Source organism: Pontibacter brevis (assembly GCF_054779655.1).
On sequence record NZ_BAAGXV010000025.1, the window covers coordinates 1 to 16,059 of the forward strand.

The 16,059-nt window shown below is 48.6% G+C and carries 12 protein-coding genes; 4 read left to right on the top strand and 8 right to left on the bottom strand.

Translation table 11 applies throughout. The features are described from left to right. Positions 1-315: 315 nt before the first annotated feature. On the bottom strand, positions 316-3,108 hold the full coding sequence (locus ACYVB1_RS06655) for an outer membrane beta-barrel protein (protein WP_460921962.1): 2,793 nt from the start codon (positions 3,106-3,108) through the stop codon (positions 316-318). A 499-nt stretch (positions 3,109-3,607) separates the two neighbouring features. Between ACYVB1_RS06655 and ACYVB1_RS06660 the strand changes: the two genes are divergently transcribed. Then, a complete protein-coding gene (locus ACYVB1_RS06660; RefSeq protein WP_460921964.1) occupies positions 3,608-4,057 on the top strand; it encodes a DUF2062 domain-containing protein in 450 nt (149 codons plus the stop codon). Between the two features lie 121 nt (positions 4,058-4,178). On the opposite strand, the gene ACYVB1_RS06665 is transcribed toward ACYVB1_RS06660, so the two are convergent. The 4 genes from ACYVB1_RS06665 to ACYVB1_RS06680 all read right to left on the bottom strand — a co-directional run bounded on the left by ACYVB1_RS06665 (position 4,179) and on the right by ACYVB1_RS06680 (position 7,728). Next, complete coding sequence (locus tag ACYVB1_RS06665; protein WP_460921966.1) at positions 4,179-5,057, bottom strand: OmpA family protein; 879 nt, start codon at positions 5,055-5,057, stop codon at positions 4,179-4,181. Between the two features lie 169 nt (positions 5,058-5,226). After that, positions 5,227-6,099, bottom strand: a complete 873-nt coding sequence (locus tag ACYVB1_RS06670) for a methylated-DNA--[protein]-cysteine S-methyltransferase (protein ID WP_460921968.1) — start codon at positions 6,097-6,099, stop codon at positions 5,227-5,229. A gap of 102 nt (positions 6,100-6,201) precedes the next feature. Then, positions 6,202-6,924 (bottom strand): tetratricopeptide repeat protein, encoded by a 723-nt coding sequence (locus ACYVB1_RS06675; protein ID WP_460921970.1) that lies wholly within the window; start codon positions 6,922-6,924, stop codon positions 6,202-6,204. 75 nt (positions 6,925-6,999) lie between these two features. Next, complete coding sequence (locus tag ACYVB1_RS06680; RefSeq protein ID WP_460922374.1) at positions 7,000-7,728, bottom strand: tetratricopeptide repeat protein; 729 nt, start codon at positions 7,726-7,728, stop codon at positions 7,000-7,002. 335 nt (positions 7,729-8,063) lie between these two features. On the opposite strand from ACYVB1_RS06680, the gene parS reads away from it, so the two are divergent. From parS to ACYVB1_RS06695, 3 genes are all read left to right on the top strand, one after another. Then, a complete protein-coding gene (gene parS / locus ACYVB1_RS06685; protein ID WP_460921972.1) occupies positions 8,064-8,486 on the top strand; it encodes a type II RES/Xre toxin-antitoxin system antitoxin in 423 nt (140 codons plus the stop codon). Beyond that, on the top strand, positions 8,483-8,950 hold the full coding sequence (locus tag ACYVB1_RS06690; protein WP_460921974.1) for an RES family NAD+ phosphorylase: 468 nt from the start codon (positions 8,483-8,485) through the stop codon (positions 8,948-8,950). The genes parS and ACYVB1_RS06690 overlap by 4 nt, the downstream gene beginning before the upstream one ends. 181 nt (positions 8,951-9,131) lie before the next feature. Continuing rightward, positions 9,132-10,394 carry an alkaline phosphatase family protein gene (locus ACYVB1_RS06695; protein ID WP_460921976.1) on the top strand — a complete coding sequence of 421 codons (1,263 nt, stop codon included), beginning with the start codon at positions 9,132-9,134 and terminating at the stop codon, positions 10,392-10,394. A 1,053-nt stretch (positions 10,395-11,447) separates the two neighbouring features. Here the strand turns inward: ACYVB1_RS06695 and ACYVB1_RS06700 are convergent. From ACYVB1_RS06700 to ACYVB1_RS06710, 3 genes are all read right to left on the bottom strand, one after another. Then, complete coding sequence (locus tag ACYVB1_RS06700; protein ID WP_460921978.1) at positions 11,448-12,839, bottom strand: MBL fold metallo-hydrolase RNA specificity domain-containing protein; 1,392 nt, start codon at positions 12,837-12,839, stop codon at positions 11,448-11,450. 275 nt (positions 12,840-13,114) lie between these two features. Further along, on the bottom strand, positions 13,115-14,446 hold the full coding sequence (locus tag ACYVB1_RS06705) for a cytochrome P450 (RefSeq protein ID WP_460921980.1): 1,332 nt from the start codon (positions 14,444-14,446) through the stop codon (positions 13,115-13,117). 277 nt (positions 14,447-14,723) lie between these two features. Next, entirely contained in the window at positions 14,724-15,758 is a 1,035-nt protein-coding gene (locus tag ACYVB1_RS06710; RefSeq protein ID WP_460921982.1) for an N-acetylmuramoyl-L-alanine amidase family protein, read from the bottom strand. Positions 15,759-16,059: the final 301 nt, after the last annotated feature.

A 16,059-nucleotide genomic window follows, 5' to 3' on the forward strand; every position in this document is an offset into this window, starting at 1 on the left:
GCCGCATCGCCACCCGATACGACAAGACTGCCTCTAGCTTTCTGGCATTCCTGCACCTGGCTGCAGCCATGACACTGCTGCTATAATTGTCAACGCAGCCTAGAACAAAGTAGTGTATTAAATTCCTGCTGTGCCGCCTGGTACAGCCCCCCTAAAACAGGCGAAATCACAGGCGGCACAATGTCCCTGTTCAGTTATGCTTTGCAGAAAGAAAACAAGATACTGCACAAGTGTCGGTACAAGCGCTGTAGCATGAAAAAGCGAAAGCCCGACGTATACTGCCGGGCTTTCGCTTTTGTAAAGTTTCTTTTTGTATTAGTTACGCGGACGGCCGCCACCCCATTCACGGCTACGCTCAGGGCTCTCCAGGTCTGCAGGCAATTTGCCCCCGGAGTAGTTGCGGATGTTGTAAGTAAACGTCAGCATAAAGTAGCGCTGCAGCACGTTTGTCTGCACATCTTCAATATAATCGGAACGAACGTTACGCTGTACACTCACATTCTGGTTTAGCAGGTCGTTCACACTCAGGCTAACTTCGCCTTTCTGGTTCTTGAACACTTTTTTGCTCAGGCTCATGTTCCAGAGCAGGAAGTTATTGTCAAGGCCGGCAGATAAGCCTGAGTTGTACTGGTGGTTTAACTCTGTGCGGTACACCAGGCCTTTCCAGAAGATCCAGTTATAGCGCAACTGGGTAGACTGGTTAAAGTAGTTGCTGTTCTGGTTTGTTAACTGCGTGTTCTCAATCAGGTTGTAGCTGGAACTGGTTGAAATGTTGAAGTCAATTTTCTCACTGATGTTGCTGCTCAGGCCGAGCCCAAGGCGCATGTTGGTGGAGTTCGCATAATTCAGCCTGTCGTTGTTCAGACCCGGTATTCTGGCGTAACCCAGGCCACCGTTCACGTTAAAGTTAGCGTTAACAAAACCAACTGGCTGGCCATAGTTAAAGAACGACCTGATGTTCCAGTAACCGTCCAGGTTAACCGGGCGGGTTAAACGGGCTCCCTGGCCCAAGGCAAAATCATCGCTCAGCCTTATCTCGTCCTGGAGGGTGAAGGTGCTGTTTGCAATGTAGTTATGGGTGATGGAGCTCATCAGGAAGGCAAAGAAGACCTTGTTCGTTTCCGGATCAAAGTTTCTGTAGCGCATCATCAGCCTGTTCTGAAACGACTGGTCCAGGTTCGGATTACCAATACGGGCCTGCACAGTGTTGGAAGGATCATACACATCCTGCAGTTGCTGCACAGATGGGGCATCGGTATCTGCGCGATAATCCAGGAAGAGTGTTCTGGTTTTAGAGAATTTGTACTCCAGCTGCGCCGATGGAAGAATGCTGTGGAAGGTGCGCTCAAAGTTGAGCACTCGTGGGAACTGCTGGTCGTTTTGCAACTGCGCATTCTGATACTCTACTTCTACCTGGAACCTCATCTGATCGGTGCTGTACTGATAGCCCAATTCTGCTTCCTGCGTCAGATACTGGCTGTTGAAGGTGCTGGTGAAGATAGTGTCCAGCGAGCTGTAGCGTCCTGTCTGCTCCTCAAAGCTATAGGTTCTTCTGTCAGAGTTGTTGTCCCTGTTGCCGATTTCGTACTCCACCTGGATACGGCTGTTCTCGGAAAGCGGCTCCGTATACGACACATTACCTTCCCATGAGAAGCCTCTTCTGTATGTGTCAGAGTACTGCCTGAGGTCTATGTTCTGGTTCTGGTCGTTAAAGTAGGTGGTATAAGATTCTCTGAAGTAATCTCCATTGTCAGAGCTAAAGCTCGTGTTCAACCGGGTTGAGAAAACACGGCCCGGTTTAGCAAAGGTGTGGCTGTAAAAAATGTTGTTGTTGAAGTTGATACTTGTGTTATCAGAAGTAGAAACATCTTCTGTCTCATTCAGCAGGCCTTCGTTCCAGGCTGTTTGACCGAAGAGGCTTCTGTTGGCATTGTCCTGCTGTACCGATATGTTCGGCGTGACAAGCAAACGGTTTCTTTCATTTATCTTGTAGTCGAGGCGCATGTTTAAGCGGTGCACATTTTCTACATTCAAACTGCTGCTGTTTTCGGTATAAGTCTGGCCGGGGAATGCAGGCTGGGTAAAGTTCTGGAAAATGTAGCGACGCTCATCATACTCCCTGTTCATGAAAGAGTAATTGCCGCTTACTTCCATTTTCTTTCCCCACATGTCGCTGTAGTTTACCCCCAGTGTGTTGGTGGATATAATGCCTGTTGGCGTGCGGTTGCCCCAGCCGCCTCTTCTGCCGCGCATACCACCGCCCGGTGTTTCACCTACTGAGAAGTCGAGCATGTTGATGTTGTTGGACAGGCCTGTCACGGTAAAGCGTCTGTCGCCATCGAAGAAGTTGACAGCGGCACCCACCATATACCTGTCATCAGTGCCATAACCAGCCGATACTTTTCCGAACTGGCCGCTTCTCCTGTCTGGCTTGGTCACAATGTTCAGGGTTTTCTCCCGGTTGCCATCGTCAAAGCCGCTCATCTGGGACTGGTCGCTTCTTCTGTCAAAAATCTGCACGCTTTCGATTACCTCTGCCGGCAGGTTGCGCAGCGCAGCGTCTGCATCTTCCCCGAAAAAGCGCTTCCCGTCTACAAAGACCTGCTTTACATCCTCACCCTGCGCCTGTATTTTTCCGTCTGTTATCGTAACGCCCGGCATTTTTGTCACCAGGTCCTCTGCACTGGCATCAGGGGCTGTTTTAAAAGCACCTGCATTATATTGTGTTGTATCTCCCTTCTGGTCTCCCAGCGGAACGCGCCCTACTACCTGCACTTCTTTTATAGCTGTGGCTTCTTCCTGCAAAGAGAGTGTTCCTACATCCAGCGATTTCCCCTCCAGCTGCACCGGGCGGGTGAGGGACTGATAGCCCAGGTAGTTTACCTGGAGAGTATACTGCCCGGGAGCTACACGCTCGAACCGAAATTTTCCTTCTGAATCTGTTACTGTGGCATTAGGATTGCCAGTATTGTTTTCAAGAATAACAGTGGCCCCAGGCAGCGCCGTTGCGTCAGATGCTCCTTTCACTGTGCCAAATACGGCGGCACTCTGCGCGTACGCATTAACAATGGTGAAAAGGATAACAAGTGTAGATAGTAATTTCTTCATGCAGGTTGAAGTTTAGTAGTTATTTGGGGGTTAGACCTGCCATTTTTGTAATAGTTTAATAGGGTTCATAAATATTATAAAAAAATGTATTTAAAGGCTTTGCCTTGCTCATGGTCTCTTATAAAGCTTTAATGCATAGTTCATTGTGTCGCGTTTTCTCGTTTTGTAAAAGAAATATACACGCCTTTGTGCGGGTCTGTAGCTGCGACAGATAATTTAACAAACCAAACAAGGCAACAGGTAGTAAAACTACCTGCACTGCTTTTCAGGGTGCAGGTTACCGTTGAAGTAAGTATTATGCTGTCGTCTTAAAACAAAGCGCTTAGTTGCAGGTTACTTTTAAGCTAAAAATGTATAAACATTGTTACGCTGGCCTGGCCAGGTTTTACGGCAGCCTTCTGTAATTTCAGATAATAAATGCCGTTTATCAGTAGATCCTCAATTTTCAAATCCTTTGTCCACTTTAGGCGTTATTACAGATTTTTTTAAGCGCAGGGTTGTGCAACCTGTGCTGAACCTGCTGAAGCAGGGGATGACGCCCCGTAAACTGGCAGCCACGGTAGCAGTGGGCACTGTGGTAGGTATAATGCCTGTTTTAGGATTAACCACTATTTTGTCTACAGCTATTGCTGCACGTTTCCGGCTGAACATTGCCGCCACAGTGCTGGTGAGTTACCTTGTGCAGCCCTTGCAGCTACTGTTGGCCCTTCCTTTCATCAGGATGGGCATCAGCCTGTTTGGATTGTCCGAACTTCGTATGTCTTTAACTGAGATGCAGGCCATGTTCAAAGAAGATTGGCTGTTTACGCTTCAAAAGCTGTGGACGGCCTGTTTAGCCGGTATTTCTGTTTGGGGCTTGATGGCATTGCCTTTGGCCGGATTGCTGTACCTGCTGCTGCTTCCTGTGTTTAAGCGGTTTTTACCAAAGCCCCTGGAGGCGGTGGTTTAAGTTTAAGATTATGGGGCAATGGCTCCTGCGTATACAGAAAAAGCCAGCTGTTAGCAGCTGGCTCTTTCTGTATACGCAAACTTGGAGATGTTGCGTTCCCTGAAACGGCAACGCTATTGTATCAGGTTGTTTCCAGAATCTGGAACAGCTCATCCAGTTTAGGTGTCAGGATAATTTCGGTGCGGCGGTTTTTCTGACGGGCCTCTTTGGTGGTGGCTTCGTCTAGCGGCACATATTTGGAACGGCCTGATGGCGTTACGCGCTGCGGATCAACTCCGGCGTTTGCCAGTATGCGGGTAATTTCCGTGGCACGAAGCACACTCAGGTCCCAGTTATCCTGCATTCCTACGGTTCCTCTCGCAATTGGCACATCGTCTGTATGGCCTTCCACCAGCACATTTACATCTTTTTGCTCTTTAAGTACGGCTGCCAGCTTTTTAAGCGCGTCTACTCCTTTTGGGTCTACTTTGGTTGAGCCAGAGTTAAACAGCAGCTGCTCCGCTAAAGAGACATACACTTTGCCATTGCGTACGTCAATGGTCAGGTCTTTGTCGTTGAAGCCGAGAAGGGCATTGCTTACCCTGTTTCGCAGGTTGGCGACAGCTTTCTCCTTTTCATCCAAGATGCGCTGCAGCTCTGCCAGGCGCTGCTCGCGCGCTTTCAGGTCTGCGTTCAGACGCTCAATCTGAGACTTGCTCATGTTCAGGTTCTCACCCAGTGTCTTGCCTTCTTTCAGGGCCTGTGCCAAGCTTTGCTGATACTCCGCCTTTTCCTGCTCCAGCTGAGCACGTTCCTGCTCCAGGCTTGCTTTTGCCTGCTCCAGGGAAGCTTTTTGCTGCTCCAGTGTTGCTTTCTGCTTTTCTAAGCCGGATTTGTCTACCTCCAGGGCATTTTTACGGGCCATCAGGTCCTCGTATTTCTTTTTCGATACCACACAAGAGGATAAGGCCATGCTACCTGCCAGCAGGTAAACAGACACTCTCAGTAGATTCTGTTTCATATGTTTTAGCTAAAAGTTTATCAAAGGATGATAAACAAATATAGTAAATTATGCTTCATCCGGTAAGGAAGCCAGGAACATTTTGCCCCGCTTTTAAGGTGTGTCACGGTAGCAGCTGCACACGAAAGAAAGGTGAAAAGTCGGTGTTTTTACCTTTGGAGACAGCACCTTATCCCTGGAGAGATGGTAATTGCCCGGTGGTGGTGCTGATAAGGTTTTCTTGTTTCCGTTGTGCAGCTTCCCAGCCAATTATGGCCATTTTGCGCTCACTGCCCCAGCGGTACTCGCCTATGGCGCCTACATTTTTAATGACCCGGTGGCAGGGGATAAGAAAGGCTATAGGGTTGCTGCCGATGGCCGTACCCACCGCTCTGCTGGCATTAGGTTTGCCTATCTCATGCGCGAGAGCAGAGTAGGAGGTAAGGTGCCCTTCTGGTATACGCAACAGTGCCTCCCAGGCTTTTAGCTGAAAAGGCGTGCCCTGCAGGTGCAGGTTTAGTTTTTGCTGCGGCTTCAGCTGGTACTGAAAAAAGGACTGTACCTGCTGGTGCAACGCCTCCTGCTGGTGCTGTAAGCTGGCTTTCGGCCAGAGTGCCTGCAGCTCTGCCAGCGCCTGTTGTGCATCGCTGTAAAAATGGAGGTGACAGATACCTTTTGCAGTGGAAGCGACGATATAGTTTCCGAACGGACAGCTGCCCAGGCTGTAACTGATTTGCAAAGCTTCTCCCTGCTTTTTAAAATGGCCGGGTGTAATGCCTTCTATGCTTAAGAAAAGGTCGTGAAGGCGGCTGGTGCCGGAGAGACCACTGTTGTCTGCTGCCTCTGCAAGGGTGGCAGCCTGGGCCAAAGCGGTTTTAGCGTGGTGCAGCGTGAGGTATTGCAGAAACTTTTTGGGGCTCACACCGGCCCATTCCGCAAACACACGCTGAAAATGAAAAGGACTCATGCAGGCATGTGCGGCGATTTCCTCCAGGTCAGGCTGTCGTTTCGCCTGAGCCCGGATATAAGCCAATGCAGCGGCTACTGTCTCATAGTGGTTCATGCTGTGAAGTACCGAAAACCATGCCTCACTATCAACCCGATTCTTGCTGAACTCTGCGATACCACAAAAAAAGCCCCTGCTGGAGGGCAGGGGCTTTGCTGTTTATTCGTTGCTGCTGGTTTGTTCGCCGGAGCGGAAGAAACCTTTTGGATCCGGCATCTGGGCTGTTAACTCCGCTATAAATTCGTAGTCAATCTGGGCCAGGTTTATCGAACGGCTCTTGTGGAGGTAATCCCAGGCATCGCTGTATTTCTTCTCATAGAACTTTACTTTGGAGAGGTTGTAAAGCGCATAAGCATTCGCTGTATCTGCTTTGACAGCTTCAGAAAGGTAGCTGTTTGCTTTTTTGAGGTCTTTCTTTTTCTTTTTGCCTGTGCTGTATACTTTCAGGTAAGAAGAAGCGATGTCTGACAGCAGCAAAGAGTTTTTAGGGTCATAGCTTAGTGCCTTCTCATAATGCTTTATAGCCTCATCGTTCTGACCTTTGGCTGAGGTAACAAGCCCGAAAGCCCAGTGAGTATCCTTGTTGTCCGGGTTCAGAAGCCATGCCAGGTTAAAACGGTACACTGCCGTATCCAGCTGTCCTTCGTTCATATATTCCCAGCCGCGTTCCATAAAGAAGTTGCTTGCTTCCTGGCGGCTGGCAAAGCTCTTGTCGCAGCTTGTCAGGAATTTTTCGTCTTTTTTCTGCTGCTGTTCTGTTTTGGCCTTACCGCCAAACATTGGCAGCACCTGCGGGTTTTGTTCGGCTGGCTGCTCTTGTGCAAAACTGAGAGAGGTGGCATAAACAAAGGCCACGGCGGCTAAAAGTAATTTTTTCATCATGAAGCAAATTTGATGTAATGCAGTTTGTACAATTGCTGAAATATAAAAGTAAGTTAATATATATTCTTTCGCAAGCTACTGCACCTGTTGCGGTTTATACAGCCCCTGTGGGTCCTGTTCCTTTTCTAACAGTGCAGTGATGAAGGCTTTGTCAGCTATTTCTTTGTCCCGTCTTACGCTTTTGTGCAAGTAACTCCAGGCGTTGCCGTACTCGCGAAGATAATAACAGTTGATAGCCAGTTTATAATAAGTATCTGCCTCATTCGGTGCTAACTGTGCCGCCTGTTCCAGTAGCTTTTTGCTCTGCATCAAATCTTCCGGATTAGTGTTCACATAAAAACGGCTCAGGTGGCTTGTGGCCACATCATTGAGCAGGCGTGGGTTCTCTTTGTCATTCTCGAGCGCACGGTACAGCAGGAACAGTGCCTCGTCATACTTTTGTTCCCTGCCATAAACCATGCCATATCCCCAGTAGATGTCGTTGTTTGTGCTGTCCATCAGGTAGGCACGGCCAAAGAAGTAAGAAGCAGAATCCAGCTCCTCTTCATTGAAGGCACGCTTGGCTTGCAGCACGTAATATGCACTGGCCAGTTCCCGGCTCTTGAACCGCTTCATGTTGTTTTGCAAAAACTTCTCCTGCTTTGCCTTTTCCTCTTCTGTCTCTGCCTCCACTACCGGCACGACATCGGCCATACTTAGGGTAGGATAAGAAGGCCCAAAGTTACTTTCTGTTAGTGCACTCTGGGTGTTGCAGGCACTTAAACCTAAAACCAGGCCAACTGCCACCACCATATACTTTTGCATCACTGTTTTTGATTGTTAGGCTTACATAACGCTTTAGCTGCAAAAATAGTGCTGTTCCAATTGAAAATGTCCCCTTACAGGTTAAGATGAGTGGTCTGTCCGGCTGAATAAGGCACCCGCCCGTGCTTTCGTTGCTGTAGATGGGGTATGCCTGGGAGTGAAAGTCGCGGAAACAGGAAGTGAATGCTGCTGCCGGTTCACCTGTCTCACGAGCCAGTTGGCCAGAGGTAGTAGAGGTATCTCCTGAAGAGAGCAGGGCATAAAACTATTTTGCGACAATTGGCGTTTTAATTATGACAAGTTTCTTTATATTTGAAACATAAATGATTTTAACCATGGGACAGGCACTCAGCAGCGATCTTAGCTACAAGCAAATAGATGACCGGGACGTATTCATGCTTATCAGCACGGTGCGGGAAGGCATAAAATACGCCCTGTTTCAGTACATCGCAGACAAAAGCCCTTTCAGCACAACAGAGTGGTCGAACTTCCTGCACCTGTCGGAGCGCACTTTCCAGCGGTATAAGAAAGATAAACGCACTTTCGACCCGCTTCATTCAGAGAAAATACTGGAGATAACGCTGGTCTATAATAAAGGCGTAGAGGTGTTTGGTGATAAAGCAAATTTCGATGCCTGGCTTGGTGCGAAGAATGTGGCACTGGGAGGTATCAAACCGAAAGAACTTTTAGACAGCACTTTTGGCATTGGCCTGCTGAAGGATGAGCTTACACGTATTGAGCACGGCGTACTGGCATGATCGTTTACCGGCTCAGCAGGGGTAAGTACAGGAATGATCTTTCCGGCCGTGGTGCCGAGCTGGCAGGGGGCCGCTGGAACAGTAAAGGCGTTGCCCTTTTATACACCAGCGAGTCCATAGCGCTGTGCACCGTTGAGATTGCCGTACACATGCCGCTGGGCATTGTGCCTGCTGATTACTATTTAATTAGCATCCACATCCCGGACAGCGCACCAACCAAGGAACTTGCCGTCGAAGAGCTGCCTGCTGACTGGAAAAGCTTTCCCCATGCCAACAGCACACAGGAAATAGGCGACGCTTTTGTGCTGGAGAGCGAATACCTTGTGCTGAAAGTGCCTTCAGCCACTGTGCAGGGTACCTACAATTACCTGGTAAACCCCCGGCATGCAGCATTTGGTACAATAGCTACAATAGAGGCTGTTCCTTTTGAGTTCGACAAACGCCTGTTTGTGAAAGATTCCTGAAAGAACCTAAAGTTAAGCGTATCAGAAGTTCAAACCGGCGCACAGGCAATGCTGCAAAAACTTCGTTTTATGGACCCTTCTCTGATGTAATGCAGCCTGCTACAGAGGAGCCGCTTCATGATCATTTTAAAATAATGTGGGGGTGTAGCGGCACTGTTGATTTTGAAATTACCTTTGCAGTATGAGAAAATACCTCCTTCTGGTATACCTGCTGATAGGGGCAGCCACCGCCTCGGCGCAGGTAGATATTACGCAGAAAGTTATAGCAGACAGGCGGAACAGCCCCGAACAACAGCAGAAGCCTTACGTAATCATGATTTCGGCAGACGGCTTTCGGTACGACTATGCAGAAAAATACCAGGCTAAAAACCTCCTGGCGTTGCGGGAACAGGGCGTGCAGGCGGAGTCAATGCTTCCGTCTTTTCCCTCCAAGACATTCCCGAACCATTATACACTCGTGACGGGCATGTATCCTGCCACGCACGGGCTCATCAACAATTACTTCTATGATCCGCAGCGGAAGGAGAGCTATTCCATGCGTGACAGGGACAAGGTGGAGGATGGCAGTTGGTACGGCGGAGTGCCGCTTTGGGTGCTGGCAGAACAGCAGCAGATGCTGAGTGCCAGCTTTTATTGGGTGGGTTCTGAAGCGCCGGTTCAGGGTGTGCTGCCTACGTACCATTACCAGTACAACGAGTCCATTCCCTTTGAGGAGAGGGTGCAGGTAGTGTTGGATTGGCTGAGCCTGCCGGAAGACAGACGCCCCCACCTGATTACCTTTTATATGCCCGAAGTAGACCATGCGGGCCACAGTTATGGTCCTGATGCCCCGCAAACAAAAGCGGCTGTACAGGAGCTGGATGAGAACATTAAAAAGCTGACGGATGCGGTACAGGCAACAGGCCTGCCGGTTAATTATATTTTTGTCTCAGACCACGGCATGACGCAGATTGACACCGAAAACACATTGCCATTGCCAGCTGCCGTGGATACAGCTAAATTTATGGTATCGGGGGGAGGTATGGTAGTAGAGTTGCACGCCAAAGACAAGGGCGCTATCAAAAGCACGTACCAGAAACTGAAGAAAGAGGCAAAAGGCTATAAAGTGTACCGTAAAACGAACATGCCCGCCCGCCTGCATTATGGTGCCAAAGACGATAAGTTAAACCGGATAGGGGACATATTACTGCTGACGGAAGCACCAAAAGTGTTTCATTTTTCAACCCGCAGACCTGCGCCGGGAGCGCATGGGTATGACCCTGTTGCGGTAAAGGACATGCACGCCACCTTTTATGCCTGGGGTCCATCCTTTAAGAAGGAAACAAAAATTCCGTCCTTCCGGAACATACACGTTTACCCGGTAGTGACGAAGATATTGGGTTTAGAGTACCACCATCAGATTGACGGTAACAGCAAGCTGGCAAAGGAGATATTAAAGAGGTAAAGGACAGGGAGACAAAGCTACACCGGAAATAAAAAAGGCCGGCTCCAAAACGAATGGAGCCGGCCTTTTTTGAATACAAACNGGTCTCTGCAGCATTATCGATGTCGATGTTGGCACTGCTCCTAATTAAATTAAGCGTTCCTTCTAAGGCTACGTTGCTGGCTACGAAGTGCGCATAACCGGCTCTGACGCCATATACACGAGATAAAAAAGCATCACCATCGCTGTCTTCCTCTGAGCTACCAGCAAAACCAATCACAGCCTCACCAAACCATCTGTGCGTTGGCGCTGCCCCTTCCGGGAAATAGTAACGCACAAATGGCGTAAGACCATAACGCCAGTTTTCACCACCATCATATATGGAAAGGCCAAGTTGTGCCGAGGCACCAATGGCCGCATTGTCACTTATAAAATAACCTGCTCTTGGGGCAACGTCAAAGTTGAAGGTTTCTGACTTGAAATTCATGCCGATACTACCAATGTCTGCTCCAACAAGCCAGTTTCCCTGCTGTATAGCGTCTCCGGATACAGGAGCAGTTGTCTGAGGCCTTGGAAGATCTCCTAATGTTTGCGCTGTTGCACCAAAAGTAAGTGCCAGCAATAGCGCTGGAAGTAAAAATAAGCTTTTCATAGTTTTGTGGTTCATTGTTTTAAAATTGTATTCGTATTTTGTTTTGTAATTCATATATGTAAACGCCATACATGCATAATTGTTTAATAAAATAGGCGATCTGCTTCTTATTGAGGGGGTTAAGGGCGTGAATCAGGGGGTGAATGGCGGTTGAAGGGCAAATTTAAATTGTATGAATATTTTGCTGCCGCTGTTGATGAAGAATAATAAGATGGCGTAACAAAAGATAAAGGATTCATGGAGAACTAGTAATGTAATTTGAGGTCTCGAAGTAAATTATTTTGTGCCGAAACAGGAGTATACATTTAACAGAACAGCAGGTTCACCGGCACAGTGACTGTAATGTAGCTGCCTGAAGAATAAAGCACAAAGAACAGGCATACGTTGCCGTAGAAAGCGCCTGATCTTTGTGCTTGATTGGCCTATGATAATTCATACACCTTGTTCAGCTCTGTGGCGGTAACAATGCACTTATAGGTATCTTCAACTTTCTTTTTAAGCGCCTCTGTAGCCTCTTTCTCCCCGTGGTTCAGGAATATTTGTTTTGGATCTTTTTTGAAATGGCCTAACCACCAGAGCAGGTCTCCCTGGTCGGCGTGTGCAGAAAGGGAACCAATCAGGCTTATCTCGGCATGCACCTCATATTTCTCATCATCGATCCTGATTTCATGCGCACCACTGCTCAACTGGTGACCACGGGTACCGTAAGCCTGATGCCCCACCAGCAGCACGGTGTTTTTGCTGTCGCTTAGCAGTTGCTTCAGGTAGTACAGCACGCGCCCTCCTGTTATCATACCGCTGCCTGCAATGATGATTTTACTTTTAGGGCCGTCTTCATCCAGCACCGTCAAGGTTTCCTCAAAGCTTTGCACAATATGTACATTCTTCGTCAGGCTGTCGCATTCTGCTTCAGAGAGATTGTGCCAGTCGCGGTGCTGCTGGAAAATTTTAGTGATATCGGCCCCCATCGGCGAATCCAGGTAGATTGGGAGGGAAGGAATGCTCTTTTCATCCATCAGGTTGTTCAGGATAAGGATGATTTCCTGGGCTCGCTCTACGGCAAAGCTGGGAATAACCAGGGTGCCTCCTTTCTCAAACGTACTGTTCACTACTTCTTCCAAAGCCTGGTAGGGGGATATGGTATCGTCGTGCAGCTTATCGCCATAAGTAGATTCCAGTATCAGATAGTCGGTTTCGTCGATGGAGGCAGGAGCGTCCAGAATGAGGGGCGCACGCTGCCCCACATCTCCTGAGAAAAGGAACCGGTGCCCTTCCACTTCCAACTCTACCATAGCAGAGCCCAGTATATGTCCGCTCTTATGAAACCGGAAACGCAGGTCATCATCCAGCTGTACCCATTCAGTATCAGGGTAGGTTTTAAAAAGGGCCATGGTGCGGTTCACGTGCTTTTCCCTGTAAAGCGGTTTCAACGGCTTTTTTCGGTCGCTGCGCTTTTTGTTGGCTTCTTTGGTGTCTTCTTCCTGTATGCGGGCGCTGTCGTGCAGAATAACCTCCGTGATGTCGCGGGTAGGTGTGGTGGCATAGATGGGGCCGCTGTACCCTTTCTTTACCATCACCGGCAGGTAACCGCTGTGGTCGAGGTGGCCGTGTGTCAGGATAATGGCGTCCAGTTCAGATGGCTTGAACGGAAGCATCTTCATCTTGTTCAGTTTTCGCTCAGACTTGCTGCCCTGGAACAGGCCGCAGTCGATGAGCAGTTTATGTTTAGCTGTCTGCAGTAATGTCTTAGATCCTGTTACAGTGCCGGCTGCTCCAATAAACTGCAGTTGAACAGGTGATTTATCTTGTGCCATAAATGCGGTTTAGTAAAATATATGATGTTAAGCGGGTGCTTTCCCTCCAATAGATATGGTGAAGTAATACGTGCCACCATCAGGATAAGACGTTTTTTTCCTGCATTTAAGAAAGTGCCGGCAGAGGTGCGTAAGAAAGGTTAGGGGTTAGAAGACAAAAAGGAGGAAGTGGTGGGAGTTAAAAAAGCTTTTTAAAAATAAACAGCCAACTTCTTGTTCCTTAGTTTAGGTGAAGCTGGCTGTGTGGGTTTACTGGCAATGGGCCCTGGTTTCCCTTAGAGAAACGGGCACCGTTGGGATGAAGCAGCGGCAACGTGCGAAGCGGCAGGTGGAACAGAGGCAAAAGCAGCGGGCAGGCTGCCTGTTCTCCGGACATTGCTCATTACAAAGCCACTGTTCGGGTACGTTGGCATCCTTCTCAGGCTGTAGTGCAGGTCCTGGTTCGGCACCCGGTACGTAATCGCTTCTGTCAGGAAGGCAACGGCCTGTTTCATCACTTCTATCGTAATCCATTCGCCAGCGCAGCGGTGGCCGGTCTCATAATCACCTCCTCCCTGGGGTATAAAGTCAAACTTGCTGCCTTCCCAGTACCTGAACCTTTCGGGCGAGAAAGCAGTCGGTCTTTCCCAAAGCCGTTCATCGTGCAGCGTGCCATATACATCCAGCAGTACCAGCTGATCTTTCTCAAACACATATCCCTGCCATTCAAAATTCTGGCGGGCGCGTGCTCCTAAAAAGGGGGCGAAGGGGTAAAACCTTCTTACTTCCTGCACAAAAAGTTCTGTATAGTTTTCCTCACCGGCAAGAATCCTTTGCCGGTAAACCGGATACTGGTGCAGGGCGAGTGCCGCAAACGTAATGTAACGGGAGATGGCTACCGTTGGCCGTATCAGGTTGATGAGTTCTACGGCGGCCATGTGCGGGTCTAACAACTCCCCGCTAAGGTCCTTGTGCCAGGTTATCAAATGGACAGGTGAGCCTTCCTGAACCTGCAGTTTTCCGTTCCTGATTTGCTTGATAATGCGTTCTATCCACTTTTCACTTCTGATGCGGGCGAACCTGCCACGCAGGTGCCTGGGACCGGCAGCGCCAAAGGCATCTACCCGGGCTACAAAATCATCTGCACGCTTGCGTACCTCTTTTTCTTTTAGTGGCACACTCGCCCAGTCGCAGATGCCTTTGCACATTATTTCACGCGCTTCATCATAGAGGACTACACGGTCCATCGTCTCCCATTTCAGGATATGTGCCTTCCACTGCGCTGCCATCAGATCAAGTAGCCGCTTAATACTTTCCTGCGACATCACCGTCATAAACATGGTCTTCCGGTGTCTGTGAGCGGCATCATCCAGGGTATGAATGGCATTTACACCCGTCAATGTTTTTTGGACTGGCTTTGGAACAGCTCCATGCCGCTTAAATCGGTCGGGGTCATAAAAAAGTGCTGCCCCTTCCGGCCCGTGCAGGCAGGCTACCTTCTGAAAAAGAAGCCTTGTCTCGAAGATGTCTGAATTAAATCGTCGGAATCTTTTCTGCAGAAAGGGGTAACCCTCCAGGAGCATTTGCAAAGAATTATCGAAGGTTTTCTCTTTAGGGATGTTTGTCATAGCTGAATAATAGATGTGTACGGGGCGCTGCTGTATAGCCTTATCTGGTCAGGATGTGAAGACTACTGAACTAGAAATTACGGGCTGCAGGAGAGGAGGTTATAGCCGAACACCTGAAAAGCCAGCATGGTACTACTTGTTCCGGGGGTGGCTGGACTTGCTATCCATGGCAAGAAGGGTTTTACACCTGCAAGAGTCAGAGCAGGAGTATCAGCTTGAAAAAGGGTACAACAATCTAAAAACAGTAACAGCAGCCTCTTAAAGCTGCTGTTACTGTTTAGCGGGATCTATAATCAGCTATGATGCCATCGCAAATCCAATTCGCCAGTGCCTGCCGGTTATTGGCTATCACAAAACGCTTTTGGTCTAAATCGTTTTTGATATTGCCAAGTTCGATAAACACCGTTGGCGGATCTGTGTACTTGATAACGTAGAGGCTGCTTCGCTCGGAAACGTTACCGAAGTAGTCGCGGTTGGGTTGGTTAATTCTGTACTTCGAGGTAAATGTCTGGTGAATGGTTTCTGCCATCTTCTTACCGGGTGCGCTGTTCTCGTGGTGGTAAAAGAACACATCTATGTTCTGGCCCTTGCTGCGGCTGTCTACGTGTATAGCCAGCATGCGCTGGTAAGCGCCTTTATGCTGTGCGTAAAGCTTGTTGATGGCCCTGGTACGCTGGCGGAGCCGCTCTTTCTGGCTGCGGGAAATAACTTCGTTGGGGTGATTTACCTCATCGTAGTCCATTACCAGCACGTGTTCATCACGGATACCGTCATTGGGATCCTGCACAATCATATAAACGATTGCACCATGCTCCATTAACCTGCGTGCAAGCCGGAGGGTGACGTCATAGGCATATTCGTCCTCGGCAAGTTCATACGAACCGTATTTACCAATAGCTCCCGGATCAGGGCCGCCGTGGCCTGAGGATAGATAATACACGGCTCCTTTTAGCTGCTGGTCTCTTATGTCAACCCGTGAATATTTTTCTCCGAAAAGCGACACATCCATTCCTTTTGGAGCAGCAGATGTTTTGCTTGCGGTTGCAACGATTGCCGGACTACTGCTTGCCGTTCCGGAGGAACCCGAAGGGAGCAAATATGTTCTGCCGGTGAACAGGCTGTTGTCTTTTCCTAAATTCTCCTTATTTAGCTCCAGAAATGTGTTCAGATAAGTTGCGTAATCAAGCCCATGCCGGCGAAGCAGGGTGTATATACCATCACCCTTTTTGGCCACAACCTTCAGGTAATTGTCCTGCCCAAAGGATGTCAGGCTGGTAATGAGCAGGAACAGAAGCGTTAAATATGTTTTCAAAACATCAAACTTTATCGGCACACGACATATTTCTGGCGATAATACTAAAAAAAATCAAGCTGGTAAAATACGGAAACTTTTCACGAGTACTCATCAAGTTGCCTTTAGGCAGCAGGTATTGCTCTTTAAAGTATTGCGAATCAGCAGGATGTAAGCTGCTATTACGGGTGGAAAGTTGAGTGCGAAATAAGCCTAATTTAAAAAAAGTAACTGCAGTTTACTCCTGGCTGCAACTTACCCTGAATAAGATTGTGTGATATATTCAACTAGTAAATGGATAGCATTAAAAGAGAATAGTAGC

Coding starts and splice junctions, on each gene's coding strand:
- ACYVB1_RS06665 (WP_460921966.1), bottom strand. CDS start 5,057: ATGAAACAGAATCTACTGAGAGTGTCTGTTTACCTGCTGGCAGGTAGC.
- ACYVB1_RS06675 (WP_460921970.1), bottom strand. CDS start 6,924: ATGATGAAAAAATTACTTTTAGCCGCCGTGGCCTTTGTTTATGCCACC.
- parS (WP_460921972.1), top strand. CDS start 8,064: ATGGGACAGGCACTCAGCAGCGATCTTAGCTACAAGCAAATAGATGAC.
- ACYVB1_RS06695 (WP_460921976.1), top strand. CDS start 9,132: ATGAGAAAATACCTCCTTCTGGTATACCTGCTGATAGGGGCAGCCACC.
- ACYVB1_RS06700 (WP_460921978.1), bottom strand. CDS start 12,839: ATGGCACAAGATAAATCACCTGTTCAACTGCAGTTTATTGGAGCAGCC.
- ACYVB1_RS06705 (WP_460921980.1), bottom strand. CDS start 14,446: ATGACAAACATCCCTAAAGAGAAAACCTTCGATAATTCTTTGCAAATG.
- ACYVB1_RS06670 (WP_460921968.1), bottom strand. CDS start 6,099: ATGAACCACTATGAGACAGTAGCCGCTGCATTGGCTTATATCCGGGCT.
- ACYVB1_RS06680 (WP_460922374.1), bottom strand. CDS start 7,728: ATGCAAAAGTATATGGTGGTGGCAGTTGGCCTGGTTTTAGGTTTAAGT.
- ACYVB1_RS06655 (WP_460921962.1), bottom strand. CDS start 3,108: ATGAAGAAATTACTATCTACACTTGTTATCCTTTTCACCATTGTTAAT.
- ACYVB1_RS06690 (WP_460921974.1), top strand. CDS start 8,483: ATGATCGTTTACCGGCTCAGCAGGGGTAAGTACAGGAATGATCTTTCC.